The sequence below is a fragment of the Ruegeria sp. E1 genome, from assembly GCF_056534225.1.
In genome coordinates, this window is record NZ_JBQFPE010000016.1 from 22,967 (window position 1) to 41,671 (window position 18,705).

Here is an 18,705-nt window from a genome sequence, read left to right on the forward strand (position 1 = left end):
TTAGTCCAACCCGTCCTCACCCAGAAGATGCCGCCCTTGGCGGTCCTCGACCTCGATCACCCAGAGGTCGGGGTCAAAGCTGCGCTGGCGGGTGATGGCGGCGTCGACCTTTGATTCCGCGCCGCTGGAGAGTTCAACCCATTTGCGGTCGCCGCTGAGCAGGTCGAAACTGCGCTGAAAGGCTGTGGCCTGCCCGTTCAGCGTGTTGAGTTTGACCAGAACGGCCCCGGCGGTGTCATCGCCATGGGTGACGACAAAGGCCGGGATTTCGTGCAACCGCAGGCGGGCGAGATAGGCGTGCACCCAGAACTCTGCCGTCAGCCGGGTCATTGTGCTGCCCTGTCTGCTGCGCCCGAGAATTTTCGTCGAAAATTCTTGGTCCCGGTCATGCGTTGCCGTCTTTGAAATCGAGGCCCATTTCTGAATAGCGCTCGGATTCCTCCAGCCAGTTGGGCCGGACTTTGACCTGCAGGAACAGGTGGATCTTGCGGTCGAGGAATTCTTCCAGTTCCGCCCGCGCCGCCTGGCTTACGGCCTTGATGGTCTCACCCTTTTTGCCCAGCACGATGCCTTTGTGACCGTCGCGCATGACATAGATGACCTGATCGATCTTGGCGGAACCGTCTTTGCGTTCCTCCCAATTCTCGGTCTCGACGGTCAGTTGATAGGGCAGTTCCTGATGCAGGCGCAGGGTCAGTTTCTCACGCGTCATCTCGGCTGCGATCATGCGCAGGGGCAGATCGGCGATCTGATCTTCGGGGTAGAGCCACGGGCCTTCGGGCAGTTCGCCCGCCAGCCACGCGCGCAGGTCGTCGACGCCGTGGCCTTTTTCGGCTGAGATCATGAAGGTCTCGGCAAAGGGATAGCGGGTGTTCAGGTCGCTGGTGAGGGCCAGCAGTTTCTCGGACGGTACCTTGTCGATCTTGTTGATCGCCAGCGCGATGGTGCGGCCCTGCCCGATCTCTTCGAGACCTTCGAGGATGCGTTCGACCCCTTCGGTGATGCCGCGATGCGCCTCGACCATCAGGACAACCACGTCAGCATCTGCCGCCCCGCCCCAGGCCGCGGCGACCATGGCACGGTCCAGACGGCGGCGGGGTTTGAACAGGCCCGGTGTGTCCACAAAGACCAGTTGCGCGTCGCCTTCCATCGCCACGCCACGGATGCGGGCGCGGGTGGTTTGCACCTTGTGCGTCACGATCGAGACCTTGGCCCCGACCATGCGGTTCAGAAGGGTGGATTTGCCTGCGTTGGGCTCTCCGATCAGGGCGATAAATCCGGCGCGTGTGGTCATGTGTGTTGCGATCCTGTTTGCAAGTGCGCACCCCTATAGCAGAATGGGCGGACGGGCCAGAGGGATTTGTCGCATTACCCCAATGACGCGCCACATGCCCAGTCGAAGCCAGTCCGGCGGTCTTATCCGGTGCATGAGCTCCGATATATATCGGCGTGCGTTTCTTCTGGGCGGCACCAGTTCCATTGGGACAACGGGATGAGGCGGTTGAGATCGCTCTGGACGCGGATAATCCGGGGGATTGGGCGTTTCATTGCCATGTGATCGAGTATCGAAGACCGGGCTGACGGGGTTTTTGTGTGTGGAGTGAAGGTCGAATTGGCTGTGCCAATCCGACCGGGAAGGGGCCAGCCCCCTCGCCCGGATGTTATCCGGGCTCACCCCCGGGATATTTCTGGACAGATGAAGGGCGGATCGGTTTTGGGGGACGGGCCGCCGGGTTCGCTAGATCGTGGCCAAGTTTCGCGCGAGAACGTGGTTTGGGTAGGCCTGATCCTGAATGCGGAAATGGGTTGTCCCGACATGTCCAAACCCATGCGATTGGTAAAACGCGATTGCCGGGGTGTTTTCGGAATTTGTGGTGAGCCAGACCGTATGCGCACCGAGTGTGCGGCAATGGTGCAGGCCTGTTTCAAGCAATCTGGTCCCGTGACCCCCGCCGTGATGGGTGGGGCGGACATAGAGGGTTGAAATCTCGGGGCCGGAAATGCCCTGTATGGGTGAAGCGCCGGTATTCGTCACGCCTATGAACCCGAGGATACCATCTTTGTCTTCGGCAACGGCTATGAATTCATCCGGGCTGGTAATTCGTGCCGCGAGTTTAGGCTTTGTAAACGTGCCAAGCACATAGTCGGCAAAGAATGTGTTGATCCCGTTGCGCAGATAGGTGCCGAGCCAGACCTCGGTTGACAGGGCGGCGAGGCTGGCGGCATCCGATGCAGTTGCGGGTCTGATCGTCATCAACCGCGTGCCGGGGTTGGTCCGGCGTTCATGCCAGGCGGTCGAGCAGCGCCTTAGCGGCGGCCTGTTCGGCTTGGCGTTTGGAGCCTGCTGTGGCCTGTGCCTCGGTGCCGTCCTGAAGGCGGGCGGCGATGGTGAAGATGGGGGCGTGGTCGGGGCCGGAGCGTTTGACCTCGACATAAGACGGGGGTTTCTGACCGCGCGCCTGGGCCCATTCCTGAAGGGCGGTTTTGGCGTCGCGGGCATCGGCCTCGACCGTGTGGATGCGGTCGCCCCAGAGGGCGAGGATGACGTCGCGGGCGGCCTCGAACCCGGCGTCGCGGTAGATGGCGGCGATCACCGCCTCCATCGCGTCGCCCAGCAGGGCCTGTTTACGGCGACCGCCCGAGAGCATTTCCGAGCGGCCCAGTTTCAGAACCGCGCCCAGATCGATCTGGCGGGCGACATCGGCGCAGGCCTCTTTGCGGACCAGCGCGTTGAAACGGGGGGCCAGCTGACCTTCGGAGGCTTTTTTGTCGGCTTCTAGCAGAGCTGTGGCCATCACGAGGCCCAGCACCCGGTCGCCCAGAAATTCCAGTCGCTGGTTGTCGGGCCGCGTAGGGGACGAGACCGAGCCGTGGGTCAGCGCGCGCAGCAGCAGTTCGGGGTTGGAGAATGCGTAGCCCAACCGCTGCTGAAACGCTTTTATCTCGGCCGAAAGCTTCAATTGACCGCCTTGAAGAAGCGATCACCCCGCCATGTCCAGAAGAACAGCATCGACCGGCCGGCGGAGGAGAACATGATCCGGTCGGCGCGACCGATCAGGTTTTCGTAAGGCACATAGCCGACGCCGCCAACAGCCTGTGGCAGGCGGCTGTCTGCGGAATTGTCGCGGTTGTCGCCCATGAAGAAATAATGGCCTTCAGGGACGACATAGACGCCGGTGTTGTCCGAGCCCTGATTGCCGATATTGAGCACTTCGTAAGACACGCCATTGGGCATGGTTTCGATATAGCGGGATTTCTCGCAGGTGCCACCGATGCCAACAGGGCCGTTTTCGCAGCGCGGACGCAAACCTTGCGGCCCTTGCGGTTCGGCAATCTCGGTAAAGTTGCCATCGGGTTGTTGCGGCAGGGCGGTGCCGTTGAGGATGATCTGGCCTTCGCGCACCTGAATGCGGTCGCCGGGCAGGCCGATCAGGCGTTTGATATAGTCGCGGCCTGTGACCGGATGGCGGAACACGATGACGTCGCCGCGTTCGGGATCACCGCCCCAGATGCGGGTGTCGCCGTCGCCCTGCATCCAGCCGCAGATATCCTCGGCATCGATATTCAGGCCGACGCTGGGGATGATCAGGCTGGGGCAGGAAGCGTAGGAATAGCCATAGGCCATTTTGTTGACGAAAAGGAAATCGCCGATCAGCAGTGTCGGCTTCATCGAGCCGGAGGGAATCCAGAACGGCTGAAAGAACAGGGTGCGGAAAACGCCCGCGATCAGCAGGGCGTAGACGATGGTTTTGATCGTCTCCCAGACGCCGTTTCCTGATTTGGCTTCCTCGGCCATGCTGCTCTCTCCGGTCCTTGCCTCTTTGAGGTGCTACATGCGGGGCGGGTGGGGGCAAGTCAAGGCTGTGCAGGCGGTTCTTGAAGCGGGCGCGCCTCGATCACCACAAAGGCCTGCGCCCAGGGGTGATCGTCGGTCAGAGTGACGTGGATAATCGCCTCGTGCCCGGGGGGCGTCATTTCCCTGAGGCGTTCGGCGGCCCAGCCGGTGACATGCATGACGGGTTGGCCTGTGCGCAGGTTGCTGACGGCCATGTCTTTCCACGCGATGCCCATGCGCAGGCCGGTGCCCAGCGCCTTGGAACACGCCTCTTTCGCGGCCCAACGCTTGGCATAGGTGCCTGCGGTGTCGTGACGGCGTTCGGCCTTGCGCTGTTCGATATCGGTGAAGACGCGGTTGCGGAACCGGTCGCCGAACCGGTCGAGCGTACCCTGAATGCGGTCTATGTTGGCGAGGTCGGTGCCGATGCCGAGGATCATAGCTGTCTCAAGTCTAAGCTGAGATCAATCAACTTCAATTGATAGCGAATGGCAAGCAGGTCAAAGGCCATGTGCTACACTCAGATTGGTTCGAACACGTGGATGGAGTTGCTCATGTTGCAAAAGGTCCTCATTTCCATTTTGGGAATTTCACTGGCCCCGGTTGGCCCGGCGCTGTCTGAACCGCAGATTTGTGGGTCAGAGGCGGACCCCTGCCAGGTTGAGGATTTGACCTATCGCGTCGTATTGCCCGATGAGCCTGAAAATGCACCAAGTATCATTTTCCTGCACGGTTATGCGGCCACGGCCAATGCTGCGGCCAATCGCAGCCGGCTGGTTGACGCCTTTACCAGTCGCGGCGTGGTGTTCATCGCCCCCGACGGACAGGTCGATGTCGGTAACCCAAACGTTCTGGACTGGGGGGTGCATGACGGGCACCGCTGGCCGCGCGACGATCTGATCGCATTGCAGAAGATCAAAGAGGATGCTGTCACGCGGTTCAAACTTGACCCAGATCGGATTTTGCTGGCCGGGTATTCACGTGGCGGGTCGCTGGTCTGGGACAAGGCCTGCACCGATCACGGCTTTGCGGCTGCCTATGCCTCGGCGTCTGGCGCGTTCTGGGAGCCGATGTGGCGACGCTGTAGCGGTCCGGTTCATATGCACCACAGCCACGGGTACGCCGACCGCACCGTTCCGTTCGAAGGGCGTGAGGCCGTCTTTGGCGGTCTACAGTTTGAACAAGGCAGCGTGATGAAATCGGTGGGCATTCTGACCCGTACAAATGGCTGCGGTCAGATGGCGAATGCTGTCAACACCGAAGGCACGGCGTGGGAGAAACATTGGTCCAATTGCGAAGCCGGGTCGATTGTTCTGGCGCTTGGGCCGCATGGCCACGGACGCCAGAGCGACTGGCCAGACCGGGTTGCGGACTGGTTCCTGTCCCTGCCGGACGTGCAATAGCGTCAGACGCTGAGCACAACCGTGCCCAGCTTCTGCCCCGCTTCGACCATCTCATGGGCGGTGGCGGTGTCCTTTAGCGCTCCGCCCGGGACGACGGCGTGGCTCAGCGCGCCTTGGGTCAGCCATTCGCCCAGTTGCGCCTCGCCGCGGCGGCGGGTGGCGGGGGTGAGTTGGTAGACGATCAGCATGTGCAGGCGGATGTTCTTGAACATGAAGCCGTAGAAATCCAGTTCGGGCGTCATTTGCGAGGCCGAGGCGTAGCTGGCGATGGTGCCGCCAGGTTTGATCAGGGCCAGTGAGGTGTTTTGGTTGGCGGCGAAGTCGACCTCGACGATGCGATCGACGCCTGCGCCACCCGTGAGGTCCATCACCGCCTGCGTTACGTCCTGGGTGCGGTAGTTGATGCAGTCGGGCGCGCCGGAATGGGCGGCTTTTTCCTCCGAGCTGACGGTGGTGATCACCCGCGCGCCACCCAAAGCTGCCATCTGGCAGGCATAACGCCCGACCGTGCCTGCGCCGCCGGTGACAAGGATGGTCTGGTCGGTGATCGGGCCATCGTTATACAGCGCAGCCCAGGCGGTCATCGCGGGGATGCCGAAACAGGCGCCTTCGGCAAAGCTGGTGGTCTCGGGCAGGTACACAGCCTGATCGGCGGGCAGCGCGATGTATTCCGCGCCCGTGCCAAAGGCGCGTTGCCATTGGCCGTTCCAGATCCAGACGCGCTGACCGATGCGGGCGGGATCAACTCCCTCGCCCACGGCCTCGATCACGCCTGCCCCGTCGGAATGGGGGGTGATCACCGGGTATTGCATCACCGCACCGGGACGCGCGCCGCCGCGCAGTTTGACGTCGGACGGATTGATGCCGCTGGCGTGGATGCGCACCAGCACCTCGCCCGGCGCGGGATCGGGCGTGGGCATGTCGGTGAGTTCGAGGACATCCGATGCGGGGCCGAAGCGGCGATAGGTAATGGCTTTCATGACAGCCTCACGGTGAGGATCTTATAGCTGGCGAGGCCGAAAAACCCCGCAAAGGCGAAGTCGAACCAGCGGCGGGCGCGGCGGTAGGCGTTGACCATGCGTTCGGAGGAGAACAGGAAGGCATAGCCGATGAAGATCAACAGTGAACCTGCGTAGAGCATGGCGAAATAGCCCAGCAACATGGCAAGGCTGGCGTCGTTTGGCGCGACGATGGCATAGATCGAGCCCCAGCTGAGGATCGCCTTGGGGTTGGTCAGGTGGATCGCCGCGCCTTTGGCAAAGATTGTGGGCAGCGAACCGGTGACGGGATTGCCCAGCGCGACCTCATCGGACGTGAGCGCGCGGCGCAGGGCCTTGAGGGCCAGCCAGCCCAGATAGGCGACGCCGATATAGCGGATCACCTCGAACACCCAGACATTGGCCAGCATGATCGCCGACAGACCAAGTGCTGCGGCAATGCCCCACGCGGCGGACCCTGCGCAGATGCCCAGCGCGAAGGCCAGACCGGCCACGCGCCCTTCGTTCATGGCGGTGCCTGCGATGCCCATGGTGGCTGGACCCGGAGAGCCCCCGGCCATGAGCCACGCGATCCAGATTGCAATGAAGCCCGAGGTGATCATGTTTGCAGACCTTTCATCAGCGCATTGCTTTTCGAAGCAAACGAAGGGGCAATCGTTTCTAAGACAACCGTCCTATAGTCGTTGTTTGAACATTGCCTTCAAAGCGTGCTTAGCGCCGAACGCAGCAGCCCATCCGATTGCGAAGTAGACGATCGCGAGCACAACAAGGAATACCGCGAGCATTAGGATTCTTCCGTCGGCACTTGCCATAGGCGCGATAAACTCAAAAAACGCGTTTCCCATGAAAATATAACCCCAAATGACTGTGGTGAGGATTTCGACCAGAATCGCAATTAGCAGTGCGTAGCGGGAAAATCTCCTCACTTCGTGTGTCGGAATAAGTTCACGATATTGATTTCCGTAGCGCTGACCAGCGATCATCGCTGCGGCCATGGGCGCACCAATAGATATGCCCGATGAGCCCAGATCAAAGCTCAGCGACAGTTCTATGAGGATTGCAACAATCGGATATGCCATTCGAATTGCAAACAGCCAGACGGAATACCTTAGAAGGCTAACTTTGTTCATTTTCTTAACCCAAATGCAAAACCGTGATCATATTGACCTGTCGATCATTCCCGCGCCTCGTCCATCAGGCGGCGCATTTCGGTGATTGCGGGGGTGAGGCCCAGAAAGATGGCCTCGCCAATCAGGAAGTGGCCGATGTTGAGCTCGCGCACTTCGGGGAAGGCGGCGACGGGTTTGACGGTGTCGTAGGTCAGGCCGTGGCCTGCGTGAACCTCCAACCCCAGCGAATGGGCATAGGCGGACATTTCGCGCAGGGCGTCCAGTTCGCGGGCGGCCTCGTCCGGTTTGCCTTCGGCGTGGAAATCGCAATAGGCGCCGGTGTGCAGTTCGATCACCTCGGCCCCGATGCGGTGGGCAGCTTCGATCTGGCGTTGGTCGGCGGCGATGAAGATGGATACGCGGCAGCCTGCCTCGCGCAGGGGCGCGATGTAGTGGGCCAGCTTGTTTTCCTCGCGCGCGACTTCAAGCCCGCCTTCGGTGGTGCGTTCCTCGCGCTTTTCGGGGACGATGCAGACGGCGTGCGGCTTGTGGCGCAGCGCGATCTGCTGCATCTCGGGCGTGGCGGCCATCTCGAAGTTGAGCGGCACCGTCAGCGCCTCCATCAGGCCTTCGATATCGGCGTCAAGGATATGGCGGCGGTCTTCGCGCAGGTGGGCGGTGATGCCGTCAGCCCCGGCCTGCTCGGCCAGTTTGGCGGCGCGGATCGGGTCGGGGTAGGCCCCGCCGCGTGCGTTGCGGATGGTGGCCACGTGGTCGATATTCACGCCCAGACGCAGGTGGTTGTCAGACATCGTTCGAATCCTTCATTGTCCCTTGGGCCGAGCCTAGTGGTTTTGTGGCCGGAACGTCAGCCTCTGCCTGTGCAAGACGTTTGATTTGTTCAAACTTCGCCTTGATCTTGGCGCGGCGGCGTTGCTGATAGGTGCGGATCAGCGGCAGGCTGAGATAGCCGCAGACCGCCCCGGCCACGAGGCCCGGAATGATGCCGCCGATCATATAGGGAAAGAACACATCGTCATAAAACCGGCTGAGCCCATGCCAGTCGGCCTTGCGATCCGTAAAGATGGCGATGCAATTGTCCTTCAGATCGTCCATCGCGTCGGCGAATTTGCCCATCAGCCCGTGGGTGTCGCCCTTGCGAAACCGGGTGCCCAGCAGGAAATGCCCGGTCTGCAGGCTGACCACGCCGATGGGCACATAGGTCAGCGGGTTGCCGAAGAACGTGCCCGACAGAGCGGCCAGAATGTTGCCGTTGATCAGCCGCGCAAGGACGGCGGCGACCAGAAAATGCAGGCCGTAGAACGGGGTGAAGGCGGCAAACACCCCGGCCCCGATGCCACGCGCGATGCGTTCGGGGCTGTCAGGCAGGCGGCGGACGCGGTGTTTGACATAGTGGAAAGCGCGGGTCCATCCGCCGCGCGGATAGACGAATTCGGACGCGATCTGAACGGCTGAGCGTCGGTCTCGGCGCTTAAAAACCACTCCTGATCACCCCTTCTCAGCTTGCCGCGACAGCCGCTTTCGCCCGGTCCCGGTATCGTTCCACCGCGGCGACGTCGCTTTCGGCCTCAAGCATCAGCATCAGCGAGTGCAACTGTTCGAGATCGCGCAGTTCGACGCTGATCTTCAAGCGGTAAAAATCCGGTTTACGGTCGATAAATTCAAGGTTCGAGATATTGGCCTTTTTCTCTCCGATCAATGTGCAAATGCGGCCCAGAACCCCGGCGTCGTTGCCGATGGTCAGATCAAGCGTTGCGCCATAGACCGCCGGATGGGTGCCCGTATGCCAGTGTAGATCGACCCAGCGTTCGGGTTCATCCTCGAATTCCGAGAGGCGGTCACAGTCGATGGCATGTACCACCACGCCCTTGCCGCGATAGGTGATGCCGACGATGCGTTCGCCAGGCAGCGGCTGGCAACAGGGCGCGCGGTCAAAGCTTTGGCCCGGTTCCAGACCAATCACGGCGCGGCGCAGGGGGATGGCGTCGCCTTCGTCCTTGGCGAGTTCCGGGTAGACCGCGTTCACCACTTCATGCGCGGTCAGTTCGGCACTGCCGAGCCGGGCCAGCAATTCCATACTGTCCTTGAGGCGCAGGTGTTTGGCGGCGGTGTCCAGCGCCTTGTCGGTGGCCTTGCGCCCGACATTTTCGAACCCGGCGCGGGCCAGTTCGCGGCCCAGTTTGATGAACCGTTTGCGGTCCACCTCGCGCAGGGCGCGGCGGATGGCGGTGCGGGCCTTGCCGGTGACGGCGATTTCCAGCCATGTGACCTGCGGCGTCTGTCCGTCTGCGGTGATGATGTCCACCGACTGCCCGTTCTTGAGCCGGGTCCAGAGCGGCACGCGGATCGTATCGACCTTGGCCCCGACGCAGGCATGGCCGATGCGGGTGTGGATGGCATACGCAAAATCAATCGGCGTCGCCCCGCGCGGCAGTTTTACCACATCACCCTTGGGGGTGAAGCAGAACACCTGGTCCGAATACATCTCAAGCTTGACGGCTTCGAGGAAATCTTCGTGATCATCCTCGCTGTCGAACTGTTCGGTCAGGTTGGCGATCCATTTGGCCGGGTCCACCGCAAAGGGGTTTTCCGAGCGCACGCCGTCGCGGTAGGACCAATGCGCGGCAACGCCGGTTTCCGCCACATCATGCATCTGACGGGTGCGGATCTGAACCTCGACCCGTTTGCCGTCGCGCCCCGACACCGTGGTGTGGATCGAACGGTAGCCGTTTGATTTCGGCTGGCTGATATAATCCTTGAACCGCCCCGGCACCGCGCGCCAGCGCTGGTGAATCGCGCCCAGCGTCCGGTAACAATCCTCTTCGGTGCGGGTGATGATGCGGAACCCGTAAATATCAGACAGGCGCGAGAAGCCCTGATCTTTCTCCTGCATCTTGCGCCAGATCGAATAGGGTTTCTTGGCGCGGCCAAAGACCTCGGCCACGATCCCTGCTTTTTCCAGTTCGTGCCGCATGTCGCCGGTGATGCGGTGGATCACGTCGCCGGTTTCACGTTGCAGGGTGATAAAGCGGCGGATGATTGACTGGCGGCCTTCGGGGTTCAGGACGCGGAAGGCGAGGTCTTCGAGTTCCTCGCGCATCCACTGCATCCCCATGCGGCCCGCAAGCGGCGCATAGATATCCATCGTCTCGCGCGCCTTTTGCACCTGCTTTTCAGGGCGCATTGCCTTGATGGTGCGCATGTTGTGCAGACGGTCGGCGAGTTTCACCAGAATAACCCGCAAGTCCTTGGACATGGCCATGAACAGTTTGCGGAAGTTTTCGGCCTGTTTGGTCTCGCGGCTGGACAGTTGCAGGTTGGTCAGCTTGGTGACACCGTCGACCAGCTTGGCGACCTCTTCCCCGAACAGTTCGGACACTTTGCCATAGCTGGCTTTGGTATCCTCGATCGTGTCGTGCAACAGGGCGGTGATGATGGTCGCATCATCCAGACGCTGCTCGGTCAGGATGGCGGCAACGGCAACGGGGTGCGAGAAATAGGGCTCGCCGGAATGGCGGAACTGGCCCTCGTGCATCTGCTGGCCGAATTCATAGGCCCGGGCAATGCGTTCAGCGTTTGTCTTGGGGTTGTAATTGCGGACCAGCGCAATCAGGTCTTCAGCTGAAATCATCCGGTCCGCACCTTTGTCGTTGGGGCTTACCCCTGGCCCTGAGCCTCCATCAGCGCGCGCAGGAGCTTTTCTTCGGACATATCGTCATCCGCAGGCTTGTCGGATTCCGCACCCATCAGCAGAGCCATCTGATCTTCTTCGGGCTCATCAACCTCGATCTGGGTCTGGTTGGCCTCGATCAGGCGTTCGCGCAGGTCGTCGGCACCCTGGGTTTCGTCGGCGATTTCGCGCAGCGAGACAACGGGGTTCTTGTCGTTATCGCGGTCAACGGTGATCGACGCACCGGCGGAAATCTCGCGCGCCCGATGGGCGGCAAGCATCACCAGTTCGAACCGGTTCGGGACCTTGTCTACACAATCTTCGACCGTAACGCGGGCCATGGGGCGCTCTCCGTAAATGAATCCGTGGCAGGAAGGGGTTTATCTAAGCGCGAATCCCCGCCTTGACAAGCGGGAAATGCCGCAAATGCGAGGATCACAGGGGTTTGACCGCCGCCACATCACCGGGCGGCAAAGCGGCGACCATCTGCGCCACCGTCCGGCCCAGCACCGGATGGCACCAATCGGGGGCCACATCCGCCATCGGCACCAGAACAAAGGCGCGGTCCTGCAGGCGCGGATGGGGCAGGATCAGCTGTTCAGGCGCGGATTTGACCTGATCTTCGGGCGGCAGGGTCCGCCAGCGGTCATATTCGGTGCGGTCGGGCAGCACCAGATCGTCCCAGCAAACCAGATCCAGATCCAGCGTGCGCATCCCCCAACGCTGCGCGCGGGCGCGACCAAAGTCATGTTCGATGCCGTGCAGCAGCGCCAGAACCTGCTGCGGTGTCAGATCGGTTTCGACCAGAACGGCGGCGTTGACATAGTCGGGCCCGGCCCCGGCCGGAAAGCACGGAGTGGCAAAAAACCGGCTTTGCGCGCGAATCATTAACCCTGCGTCATGCAGGGCGGTCAGCGACTGCTCAAGTGTCAGCTTGGGTCCATTTTCTCTCAGACTGAGATTCGCACCCAGCGCAATGACCGCTTTTGACAAGGATTTGTCCACTATTATCCCCATATTCCAACCAGAGAATGCTTGCGATATAAGCAAAAAGACCTATTTTAGGCACATCATTGCACTGACCAATTGCTTTTCACTCACGGAGTTCACGGTGCAATGGCTTATACCGGAAGGACCATTTTATGTTTTACAAGGACGAACGGCTAGCGCTGTTCATCGACGGCTCGAATCTTTATGCCGCCGCCAAAGCTCTGGGGTTTGACATCGACTACAAGTTGCTGCGTCAGGAATTCATGCGCAGAGGCAAGCTGCTTAGAGCGTTCTATTACACAGCGCTACTGGAAAATGACGAATATTCCCCGATCCGGCCTTTGGTGGACTGGCTGCATTACAACGGCTTCACCATGGTGACGAAACCGGCCAAGGAATATACCGACAGCATGGGGCGTCGGAAAGTCAAAGGAAACATGGATATCGAATTGACCGTGGATGCGATGGAACTGGCACCGCGTGTTGATCATATCGTCCTGTTCTCGGGTGATGGGGATTTCCGCCCGCTGATTGCCAGCCTGCAACGGCAGGGCGTGCGGGTTTCGGTTGTCTCGACCATCCGCAGCCAGCCGCCGATGATCTCGGACGAGCTGCGCCGTCAGGCCGACAATTTCATCGAACTGGAGGATCTGCGTGACGTGATCGGCCGCCCTCCGCGTGAGATGCCGAGCGAGCCGCGCAGCGTTGCGGCAGCCGGACACTGATATCGCCCCATCCCCGAGCGCATGGGGATCGGCAAGAGTGTGCACGGCCAGGGCCCGAGAGCCCTGGCCGCGTTAGTTTAAAGGGATAGGTCCTGAAAATATCCCCCTGCTAACAGTGATTCATGTCAGCTAAATGACAGGTTGCTGTCTGGACCATGGCGATGAAAAGACCTAGGTGTTCGGTTCAGGAGAACGCCGAATGACAAAGCCGCCGCTGACATTATATCTGGCCGCCCCGCGCGGATTCTGCGCCGGCGTGGACCGGGCCATCAAAATCGTTGAAATGGCGCTGCAGAAATGGGGCGCGCCGGTCTATGTGCGTCATGAGATCGTGCATAACAAATTCGTCGTCGACGGGCTGCGGGCCAAAGGGGCGGTGTTTGTCGAGGAGTTGGACGAATGCCCCGATGACCGGCCGGTGATCTTTTCAGCCCACGGCGTGCCGAAATCGGTGCCTGCGACTGCGGCACAGCGCGAGATGATCTATGTCGATGCCACCTGCCCGCTGGTGTCCAAGGTGCATGTCGAGGCGCAGCGGCATTCGGATGCGGGCCTGCAGATGATCATGATCGGCCACAAGGGCCATCCCGAGACCGTCGGCACCATGGGGCAATTGCCGGATGGCGAGGTGCTGCTGGTGGAAACGGTCGAGGATGTGGCCCATGTCGAGGTGCGCGATCCCGACAAGCTGGCCTTTGTCACCCAGACCACGCTGTCGGTGGATGACACCAAGGACATCATCGCGGCGCTTGAGGCGCGGTTCCCCGCCATTGTCGGGCCGCATAAGGAAGATATCTGTTACGCCACCACAAACCGTCAGGAGGCGGTGAAGGCCGTCGCCCCGAAATCCGACGCCCTGCTGGTGGTCGGCGCGCCCAATTCGTCCAATTCGCGGCGATTGGTCGAGGTCGCCTCGCGCGCCGGGTGCGGCTATGCGCAGCTGGTGCAACGTGCCACCGAGATTGACTGGCGGGCGTTGGACGGGATTTCCAGCATCGCCATCACAGCAGGCGCCTCGGCCCCCGAAGTGCTGGTGAACGAGGTGATCGACGCCTTTCGCGACCACTATGACGTGACGGTCGAGATGGTTGAGACCGCCGTCGAAAACGTGGAATTCAAGGTGCCGCGTGTGTTGAGAGAGCCTGCATGACACAGGACCAACGCACGATCGACGCCTATACCGCGCGCGTCGCGCAGTATCTTGAGATGCCCCTGCCCGCCGAGCAGCTTGCCGCGCGTCAGGACTTTGTCGATGTTGTGGGCAAGGGCGGCTATGTGCTGGATCTGGGCTCGGGCCCCGGGTCGGACAGCACGTTTCTGATGCGTCAGGGGCTGCGCGTGCGGGCGCTGGATGCGACGCCTGCCTTTGTTGAACACGCGCGCGGCAATGGCGTGGATGCGCATCTGGGCACGTTTGATGATGTCACCGAGGTGGCGGAATATGACGCGGTCTTTGCCAGCTTTTCCCTGCTGCACGCCCCCCGCGCCGATTTCCCGCGCCATCTGAGCGCCATTCACCGGGCGCTGAAACCCGGCGGCCATCTGTTTTTGGGGATGAAACTGGGTACGGGTGAACATCGCGACGATCTGGATCGGTATTACACCTATTACTCCGAGGATGAGATTGCAGAGGCTTTGACGCAGGCAGGGTTTGTCATCGACCGTTCGGTGAAAGGCTTTGGCAAGGGTCTGGCGGGGTCTTATGACGGGTTCATTCTGGTGTTTGCCCATGCCTGATCTGTTTGCCTATACCGACGGCGCCTGTTCCGGCAACCCCGGCCCCGGCGGTTGGGGCGTGCTGCTGCGCGCGATGGACGGTGAGGCCGTGTTGAAAGAGCGTGAGCTGAACGGGGGCGAGGCCGAGACCACCAACAACCGGATGGAGTTGCTGGCTGCAATCAGCGCGCTGGAGGCTTTGGACCGCCCCTCAGCCATCACCATCGTCACTGACAGCGCCTATGTGAAAAACGGCGTGACCGGCTGGATTTTCGGGTGGAAGCGGAACGGCTGGAAGACCTCGAACAAGAAGCCGGTCAAGAATGTTGATCTGTGGCAGCGGCTGGATGAGGCGGCGCAGCGGCATGATGTAACCTGGGAATGGGTCAAGGGCCATGCAGGCCACCCCGAAAACGAACGCGCCGACGAGCTGGCGCGCGCTGGTATGGCCCCGTTCAAGCCGAAAAAGGCACAGGCGTGAGCGGGCTTGCCCTGCTGGACTATGCCTCGGTTCTGGTCTTTGCACTGACGGGCGCGCTGGTGGCCAGCCGGGCGCAGCTGGATCTGGTGGGCTTTGCCTTTATCGCCTGTCTGACGGCAGTGGGCGGCGGCACGGTGCGCGATCTGCTGCTGGACCGGCATCCGGTGTTCTGGATCGACCAGCCGACCTATATCCTGATCGCCTGCGGCGCGGCGGTGCTGGTGTTCTTTACCGCGCATCTTATGGAAAGCCGGTATAACTGGCTGATCTGGCTGGACAGTTTTGCCTTGTCCATCGCGGCCGCCGCAGGTACGGGGGCGGCCCTGTCGCTTGGGCAAACGGGTGTTATCATCGTGCTGATGGGCGTGACCACCGGCTGTCTGGGCGGTTTGATGCGGGATGTGGTCTGCAACGAGGTGCCGCTGGTTCTGAAACAGGGCGAGCTGTATGTGTCTTGCACCTTTGCCGGGGCGCTGGTCGCAGTTGGGCTGGACCGGCTGGGGGTCGAGGCATTGCCCGCGCTGGGGGCCTGCGCGATAACCTGCTGGGTGCTGCGGGCGGGGTCGCTGGTTTTTGGTTGGCAATTGCCGGTCTACAAGGCCCGTCCGCCGCGCCGCTAGACGCAAGCGGCCTTGACTGGTATCACCGTGTTTTCAACAGATTGTGAGATTACAGATGCCCTGTCGTGTTCCCTTCGTCCTTTTAGGCCTCTCGTTCCTGACCGCCTGCGCGGGGCAATACACGCCTGTCGCCTTTGAGGCGGATGGGGATCAGATCATCGCCAAGGGCACGATTGATGACACGACGCTGCGGTCCTTTCTGGTCGTCGCGGCCGAAAACCCCGAGGCCAAAACGCTGGTTTTGCAGACTATCGAGGGCTCGGTCGACGATGAGGCAAATGTGGTCTTCAGCCGCGTTGTGCGCAGCAAGGGTTTCGACACGGTTGTGCCCTCGGACGGGCTGGTCGCATCGGGCGGGACCGACCTGTTTCTGGCGGGTAACCAGCGGGTGCTTGAGCCCGGAGCCTGTGTCGGTGTCCACAGTTGGGGCGGCGGCGGGTTTGTCGCCGCAGACTTGCCCGAAGACCATCCCGAACATGACCGCTATCTTGCCTATTTCGAGGATATCGGCGTTGATCCCGATTTCTATTGGTTCACGCTGGATGCGGCATCCGAGGACGAGATGCACTGGATGACATCAGCCGAGGCGGATCGGTATGACATGACCACGGGCGCGGTGCCTGCGTTGGGGTCAATGGCTGAGTGTGACGCGCGATAACCTCTAGCGCCGCACGTAAGTCTGCCAGATCCAGATCACCAGCAGCGCGCCCAGCACCGCGCCGACAAAGCCCGACAGCCAGCCCATCACGGCCAGCAGTGTACGCAGGATCAACCCGCCCACCAGCGCGCCGACGATGCCGATCAGCATGGTGGTGGGAATGTCCGCCTCGATCCGCATCAGGCGGGTGGCGAGGAACCCCGCGGCGGCACCGATGATGATAAGCACGACGATGGGCATGTCATTTCCTCCAATGCGTGGGCACGATGATCAGCGCGCCGATCGAGGACAAAACCGCGTCCAGCCCCGGCGGGCCAAAGCTGATGCCGAACATGATGCGGGCGAAATAGAACAGGAATGCCCCGCCGACGCAGATGATGATCGATGGCAGATAGCCGTTATGGGTAAAGCCGGTTTTTTCCGATAGATAACCGACGATCCCGGCAATCACGACGGTGCCCATCAGGATCATGAACATGGCTTTACTCCGATGACAGGCGAGTGCCGACCGGGATCGGCCAACCCCGCAGGAAGGTTTCCCTATCCTGCGCGCCTTTGCCCGCCCGTTGCAAGCGCAGCAGTTCAACCGCGCCTTCGCCGCAGGCCACGGTAAGCGCATCGTCCAGCACCTGACCCGGAGCGCCCTGCCCCTGGGCCAGACGTGAGGCCAGCAGTTTGATCCGGTCGCCTTCGGCCTCGGTCCATGCGCCGGGGAATGGGGACAGACCCCGGATCTGGCGGTCGACTTCGGTGGCGGGGGCCGACCAGTCGATGCGCGCCTCGGATTTGTCGATCTTGGCGGCGTAGGTGACGCCGGCCTCGGGTTGAGGGTCTGGCGTCAGGTCGGGCAGCTTGGTCAGCGCCTGAGTAATCAGCGCCGCGCCCATGTCCGACAAGCGGTCGTGGAGCTGGGCGGTGGTTTCTTCCGGTCCAATATCGGTGGCCTCGCGCAGCAGGACAGGGCCGGTGTCCAGCCCGGCCTCCATCTGCATGATGCAGATGCCGGTCTGCGCGTCGCCCGCCATGATCGCGCGGTGGATCGGAGCCGCCCCGCGCCAGCGCGGCAGCAGGCTGGCGTGGATGTTCAGGCAGCCATGGGTTGGAGCATCGAGGATGGGCTGCGGCAGGATCAGCCCATAGGCGACGACCACCGCCACATCAGCGTCCAGCGCGGCAAATGCGGTTTGTTCATCGGGGGATTTCAGCGAGGTAGGATGGCGCACCTCTAGGCCCAACGCCTGCGCCCTTGCGTGCACCGGTGTGGGGCGGTCTTTCTTGCCGCGACCGGCGGGGCGCGGGGGCTGGCAGTAGACGGCGGCAATCTCGTGGCCTGCGCGGGCCAGAGCGTCCAGAACGGGGACCGAGAAATCGGGGGTGCCCATGAAAATTATACGCATCCGTGCCTCCGTAGGATGGGGTTTCACCCCATCTTCTTTGCCTTGCGCAGCAGCATGTCGCGTTTGACCTTGCTGAGGCGGTCGAAATACATCCGGCCGTTCAGGTGGTCGATCTGGTGCTGCACGCTGGTGGCCTCGATCCCCACAAAATCACGGCGGTCGATCTGGCCGTGTTCATTAAGGAATTTCACCGTCACCGCACGGGGGCGTTTCACCTTGGCCGAGACGCCGGGCAGGTTCGGGCTGGCTTCATCATGTTCGCGCAGCTCGACAGAGCTGTGCAGGATTTCGGGGTTGGCCAGACGCACCGCTTTGCCGCGCTTGGTCGAGCCATCGACCACGGCCAGCCGCAGCATGACGCCGATCTGCGTCGCAGCAAGGCCAACGCCCGGCATCGCCTCCATTGTGTCGATCATGTCGTTCCAGATGGTGCGGATCTCGTCGGTGATCTCGGAGACGTCCTCGGCCTTGGTCCGCAGGCGTTTGTCAGGCCAGGGCAGGCAGGTGCGCACGGTCATGCGCGGGCCTTTTCGCGTTTCAGCTTTTGCATCTTGCGCGTGATCATCTGGCGTTTCAACGGTTTGAGATAGTCGATGAACAGCTTTCCGTTCAGATGGTCGATCTCATGCTGCACGCAGGTGGCCCAGAGATCGTCAAAGGTTTCCTGTTGCAAATTGCCGTCGCGGTCCATCCATGTCACATCCACCACTTTGGGCCGGGTTACTTCGGCATAGTGTTCGGGGATCGACAGGCAGCCTTCTTCGTAAACATTGGTTTCGTCCGAAAAGGCCACGATTTCGGGGTTGAACATCACCAAAGGCCGCGGGGCGGCGCCTTCTTCCTTGACGCAATCGATCACGATCAGCCGGTCCAGCACGCCGATCTGGGGCGCGGCCAGCCCGATACCGGGCGCGTCATACATGGTCTCCAGCATGTCATCGGCCAGTTTACGCAGGTCATCGGTGATGTCAGCCACCGGCGCGCAGAGCTTTTTCAGGCGGGGGTCGGGATGGAGCAGGATATTGCGTTTCATGAGGCTGATTTAGGCCATCCCGCCCGCCGCTGCAACGGCCCCCTTGCAC

At 61.5% G+C, this 18,705-nt stretch carries 27 protein-coding genes; 8 read left to right on the plus strand and 19 right to left on the minus strand.

The annotated features are described in order from the left end of the window. Both ACR0FG_RS17970 and era read right to left on the minus strand, forming a co-directional pair. Positions 1–330, minus strand: coding sequence for a DUF1491 family protein (locus ACR0FG_RS17970; RefSeq protein WP_480894451.1), 330 nt, complete (start codon positions 328–330; stop codon positions 1–3). Positions 331–385: 55 nt separating this feature from the next. Further along, complete coding sequence (gene era / locus ACR0FG_RS17975; protein WP_480894453.1) at positions 386–1,294, minus strand: GTPase Era; 909 nt, start codon at positions 1,292–1,294, stop codon at positions 386–388. 155 nt (positions 1,295–1,449) lie between these two features. On the opposite strand from era, the gene ACR0FG_RS17980 reads away from it, so the two are divergent. Beyond that, a complete protein-coding gene (locus ACR0FG_RS17980) occupies positions 1,450–1,581 on the plus strand; it encodes a multicopper oxidase domain-containing protein (RefSeq protein WP_480894456.1) in 132 nt (43 codons plus the stop codon). 157 nt (positions 1,582–1,738) lie between these two features. Here the strand turns inward: ACR0FG_RS17980 and ACR0FG_RS17985 are convergent, their stop codons facing one another. The 4 genes from ACR0FG_RS17985 to acpS are packed head-to-tail and all read right to left on the minus strand — an operon-like array spanning position 1,739 to position 4,275. Further along, a complete protein-coding gene (locus ACR0FG_RS17985; protein WP_480894457.1) occupies positions 1,739–2,254 on the minus strand; it encodes an N-acetyltransferase family protein in 516 nt (171 codons plus the stop codon). 28 nt (positions 2,255–2,282) lie between these two features. Beyond that, a complete protein-coding gene (rnc, locus tag ACR0FG_RS17990; protein ID WP_170715706.1) occupies positions 2,283–2,960 on the minus strand; it encodes a ribonuclease III in 678 nt (225 codons plus the stop codon). Continuing rightward, a complete protein-coding gene (lepB, locus tag ACR0FG_RS17995; RefSeq protein WP_480894460.1) occupies positions 2,957–3,796 on the minus strand; it encodes a signal peptidase I in 840 nt (279 codons plus the stop codon). Before lepB ends, rnc begins: the two co-directional genes overlap by 4 nt. A gap of 59 nt (positions 3,797–3,855) precedes the next feature. Next, positions 3,856–4,275 carry a holo-ACP synthase gene (gene acpS / locus ACR0FG_RS18000; protein ID WP_480894462.1) on the minus strand — a complete coding sequence of 140 codons (420 nt, stop codon included), beginning with the start codon at positions 4,273–4,275 and terminating at the stop codon, positions 3,856–3,858. A 114-nt stretch (positions 4,276–4,389) separates the two neighbouring features. Between acpS and ACR0FG_RS18005 the strand changes: the two genes are divergently transcribed. Further along, positions 4,390–5,238, plus strand: coding sequence for an alpha/beta hydrolase family protein (locus tag ACR0FG_RS18005; RefSeq protein ID WP_480894464.1), 849 nt, complete (start codon positions 4,390–4,392; stop codon positions 5,236–5,238). Positions 5,239–5,240: 2 nt separating this feature from the next. On the opposite strand, the gene ACR0FG_RS18010 is transcribed toward ACR0FG_RS18005, so the two are convergent. The 8 genes from ACR0FG_RS18010 to folK all read right to left on the minus strand — a co-directional run bounded on the left by ACR0FG_RS18010 (position 5,241) and on the right by folK (position 12,053). Next, positions 5,241–6,218 carry an NADPH:quinone reductase gene (locus ACR0FG_RS18010; protein ID WP_480894466.1) on the minus strand — a complete coding sequence of 326 codons (978 nt, stop codon included), beginning with the start codon at positions 6,216–6,218 and terminating at the stop codon, positions 5,241–5,243. Beyond that, positions 6,215–6,838, minus strand: a complete 624-nt coding sequence (locus ACR0FG_RS18015) for a LysE family translocator (protein WP_170715695.1) — start codon at positions 6,836–6,838, stop codon at positions 6,215–6,217. Before ACR0FG_RS18015 ends, ACR0FG_RS18010 begins: the two co-directional genes overlap by 4 nt. Before the next feature lie 72 nt (positions 6,839–6,910). Further along, positions 6,911–7,366, minus strand: coding sequence for an ABZJ_00895 family protein (locus ACR0FG_RS18020; RefSeq protein ID WP_480894468.1), 456 nt, complete (start codon positions 7,364–7,366; stop codon positions 6,911–6,913). Positions 7,367–7,410: 44 nt separating this feature from the next. Next, entirely contained in the window at positions 7,411–8,157 is a 747-nt protein-coding gene (locus ACR0FG_RS18025; protein ID WP_480894470.1) for a pyridoxine 5'-phosphate synthase, read from the minus strand. Next, positions 8,150–8,848 carry a DUF2062 domain-containing protein gene (locus ACR0FG_RS18030; protein ID WP_170715689.1) on the minus strand — a complete coding sequence of 233 codons (699 nt, stop codon included), beginning with the start codon at positions 8,846–8,848 and terminating at the stop codon, positions 8,150–8,152. Before ACR0FG_RS18030 ends, ACR0FG_RS18025 begins: the two co-directional genes overlap by 8 nt. Before the next feature lie 16 nt (positions 8,849–8,864). Further along, complete coding sequence (locus ACR0FG_RS18035; RefSeq protein WP_170715687.1) at positions 8,865–10,997, minus strand: RelA/SpoT family protein; 2,133 nt, start codon at positions 10,995–10,997, stop codon at positions 8,865–8,867. Positions 10,998–11,023: 26 nt separating this feature from the next. Beyond that, entirely contained in the window at positions 11,024–11,377 is a 354-nt protein-coding gene (gene rpoZ / locus ACR0FG_RS18040) for a DNA-directed RNA polymerase subunit omega (RefSeq protein ID WP_008758344.1), read from the minus strand. A 94-nt stretch (positions 11,378–11,471) separates the two neighbouring features. Continuing rightward, on the minus strand, positions 11,472–12,053 hold the full coding sequence (gene folK, locus ACR0FG_RS18045; protein ID WP_480894472.1) for a 2-amino-4-hydroxy-6-hydroxymethyldihydropteridine diphosphokinase: 582 nt from the start codon (positions 12,051–12,053) through the stop codon (positions 11,472–11,474). Between the two features lie 125 nt (positions 12,054–12,178). Here folK and ACR0FG_RS18050 point away from each other — a divergent pair, with 125 nt between their 5' ends. From ACR0FG_RS18050 to ACR0FG_RS18075, 6 genes are all read left to right on the plus strand, one after another. Beyond that, positions 12,179–12,751 carry a LabA-like NYN domain-containing protein gene (locus ACR0FG_RS18050; RefSeq protein WP_170673703.1) on the plus strand — a complete coding sequence of 191 codons (573 nt, stop codon included), beginning with the start codon at positions 12,179–12,181 and terminating at the stop codon, positions 12,749–12,751. A gap of 199 nt (positions 12,752–12,950) precedes the next feature. Next, a complete protein-coding gene (ispH, locus tag ACR0FG_RS18055; RefSeq protein ID WP_480894474.1) occupies positions 12,951–13,901 on the plus strand; it encodes a 4-hydroxy-3-methylbut-2-enyl diphosphate reductase in 951 nt (316 codons plus the stop codon). Further along, positions 13,898–14,488 carry a class I SAM-dependent methyltransferase gene (locus ACR0FG_RS18060; RefSeq protein ID WP_170715681.1) on the plus strand — a complete coding sequence of 197 codons (591 nt, stop codon included), beginning with the start codon at positions 13,898–13,900 and terminating at the stop codon, positions 14,486–14,488. Before ispH ends, ACR0FG_RS18060 begins: the two co-directional genes overlap by 4 nt. Continuing rightward, entirely contained in the window at positions 14,481–14,948 is a 468-nt protein-coding gene (rnhA, locus tag ACR0FG_RS18065) for a ribonuclease HI (protein ID WP_480894476.1), read from the plus strand. The genes ACR0FG_RS18060 and rnhA overlap by 8 nt, the downstream gene beginning before the upstream one ends. Then, positions 14,945–15,568 (plus strand): trimeric intracellular cation channel family protein, encoded by a 624-nt coding sequence (locus ACR0FG_RS18070; protein WP_480894478.1) that lies wholly within the window; start codon positions 14,945–14,947, stop codon positions 15,566–15,568. The genes rnhA and ACR0FG_RS18070 overlap by 4 nt, the downstream gene beginning before the upstream one ends. A gap of 55 nt (positions 15,569–15,623) precedes the next feature. After that, complete coding sequence (locus ACR0FG_RS18075; protein ID WP_480894480.1) at positions 15,624–16,226, plus strand: COG3904 family protein; 603 nt, start codon at positions 15,624–15,626, stop codon at positions 16,224–16,226. A 3-nt stretch (positions 16,227–16,229) separates the two neighbouring features. On the opposite strand, the gene ACR0FG_RS18080 is transcribed toward ACR0FG_RS18075, so the two are convergent. The 5 genes from ACR0FG_RS18080 to def (ACR0FG_RS18100) are packed head-to-tail and all read right to left on the minus strand — an operon-like array spanning position 16,230 to position 18,656. Then, complete coding sequence (locus ACR0FG_RS18080; RefSeq protein WP_170715672.1) at positions 16,230–16,466, minus strand: GlsB/YeaQ/YmgE family stress response membrane protein; 237 nt, start codon at positions 16,464–16,466, stop codon at positions 16,230–16,232. Position 16,467: 1 nt separating this feature from the next. Next, positions 16,468–16,704, minus strand: a complete 237-nt coding sequence (locus ACR0FG_RS18085) for a hypothetical protein (protein WP_170715670.1) — start codon at positions 16,702–16,704, stop codon at positions 16,468–16,470. A gap of 4 nt (positions 16,705–16,708) precedes the next feature. Beyond that, a complete protein-coding gene (fmt, locus tag ACR0FG_RS18090) occupies positions 16,709–17,623 on the minus strand; it encodes a methionyl-tRNA formyltransferase (protein WP_480894483.1) in 915 nt (304 codons plus the stop codon). Between the two features lie 23 nt (positions 17,624–17,646). Beyond that, complete coding sequence (def, locus tag ACR0FG_RS18095) at positions 17,647–18,141, minus strand: peptide deformylase (RefSeq protein ID WP_480894485.1); 495 nt, start codon at positions 18,139–18,141, stop codon at positions 17,647–17,649. Then, positions 18,138–18,656, minus strand: coding sequence for a peptide deformylase (def, locus tag ACR0FG_RS18100; RefSeq protein WP_480894487.1), 519 nt, complete (start codon positions 18,654–18,656; stop codon positions 18,138–18,140). The genes def (ACR0FG_RS18095) and def (ACR0FG_RS18100) overlap by 4 nt, the downstream gene beginning before the upstream one ends. Between the last annotated feature and the right edge of the window lie 49 nt (positions 18,657–18,705).

Bases quoted from the DNA above. Each gene is read 5' to 3' on its own strand.
- ACR0FG_RS17970 (WP_480894451.1), bottom strand. From the start codon at position 330: ATGACCCGGCTGACGGCAGAGTTCTGGGTGCACGCCTATCTCGCCCGC.
- era (WP_480894453.1), bottom strand. From the start codon at position 1,294: ATGACCACACGCGCCGGATTTATCGCCCTGATCGGAGAGCCCAACGCA.
- ACR0FG_RS17985 (WP_480894457.1), bottom strand. From the start codon at position 2,254: ATGACGATCAGACCCGCAACTGCATCGGATGCCGCCAGCCTCGCCGCC.
- lepB (WP_480894460.1), bottom strand. From the start codon at position 3,796: ATGGCCGAGGAAGCCAAATCAGGAAACGGCGTCTGGGAGACGATCAAA.
- acpS (WP_480894462.1), bottom strand. From the start codon at position 4,275: ATGATCCTCGGCATCGGCACCGACCTCGCCAACATAGACCGCATTCAG.
- ACR0FG_RS18005 (WP_480894464.1), top strand. From the start codon at position 4,390: ATGTTGCAAAAGGTCCTCATTTCCATTTTGGGAATTTCACTGGCCCCG.
- ACR0FG_RS18010 (WP_480894466.1), bottom strand. From the start codon at position 6,218: ATGAAAGCCATTACCTATCGCCGCTTCGGCCCCGCATCGGATGTCCTC.
- ACR0FG_RS18015 (WP_170715695.1), bottom strand. From the start codon at position 6,838: ATGATCACCTCGGGCTTCATTGCAATCTGGATCGCGTGGCTCATGGCC.
- ACR0FG_RS18020 (WP_480894468.1), bottom strand. From the start codon at position 7,366: ATGAACAAAGTTAGCCTTCTAAGGTATTCCGTCTGGCTGTTTGCAATT.
- ACR0FG_RS18025 (WP_480894470.1), bottom strand. From the start codon at position 8,157: ATGTCTGACAACCACCTGCGTCTGGGCGTGAATATCGACCACGTGGCC.
- ACR0FG_RS18035 (WP_170715687.1), bottom strand. From the start codon at position 10,997: ATGATTTCAGCTGAAGACCTGATTGCGCTGGTCCGCAATTACAACCCC.
- rpoZ (WP_008758344.1), bottom strand. From the start codon at position 11,377: ATGGCCCGCGTTACGGTCGAAGATTGTGTAGACAAGGTCCCGAACCGG.
- folK (WP_480894472.1), bottom strand. From the start codon at position 12,053: ATGGGGATAATAGTGGACAAATCCTTGTCAAAAGCGGTCATTGCGCTG.
- ACR0FG_RS18050 (WP_170673703.1), top strand. From the start codon at position 12,179: ATGTTTTACAAGGACGAACGGCTAGCGCTGTTCATCGACGGCTCGAAT.
- ispH (WP_480894474.1), top strand. From the start codon at position 12,951: ATGACAAAGCCGCCGCTGACATTATATCTGGCCGCCCCGCGCGGATTC.
- ACR0FG_RS18060 (WP_170715681.1), top strand. From the start codon at position 13,898: ATGACACAGGACCAACGCACGATCGACGCCTATACCGCGCGCGTCGCG.
- rnhA (WP_480894476.1), top strand. From the start codon at position 14,481: ATGCCTGATCTGTTTGCCTATACCGACGGCGCCTGTTCCGGCAACCCC.
- ACR0FG_RS18075 (WP_480894480.1), top strand. From the start codon at position 15,624: ATGCCCTGTCGTGTTCCCTTCGTCCTTTTAGGCCTCTCGTTCCTGACC.
- ACR0FG_RS18080 (WP_170715672.1), bottom strand. From the start codon at position 16,466: ATGCCCATCGTCGTGCTTATCATCATCGGTGCCGCCGCGGGGTTCCTC.
- ACR0FG_RS18085 (WP_170715670.1), bottom strand. From the start codon at position 16,704: ATGTTCATGATCCTGATGGGCACCGTCGTGATTGCCGGGATCGTCGGT.
- fmt (WP_480894483.1), bottom strand. From the start codon at position 17,623: ATGCGTATAATTTTCATGGGCACCCCCGATTTCTCGGTCCCCGTTCTG.
- def (WP_480894485.1), bottom strand. From the start codon at position 18,141: ATGACCGTGCGCACCTGCCTGCCCTGGCCTGACAAACGCCTGCGGACC.
- def (WP_480894487.1), bottom strand. From the start codon at position 18,656: ATGAAACGCAATATCCTGCTCCATCCCGACCCCCGCCTGAAAAAGCTC.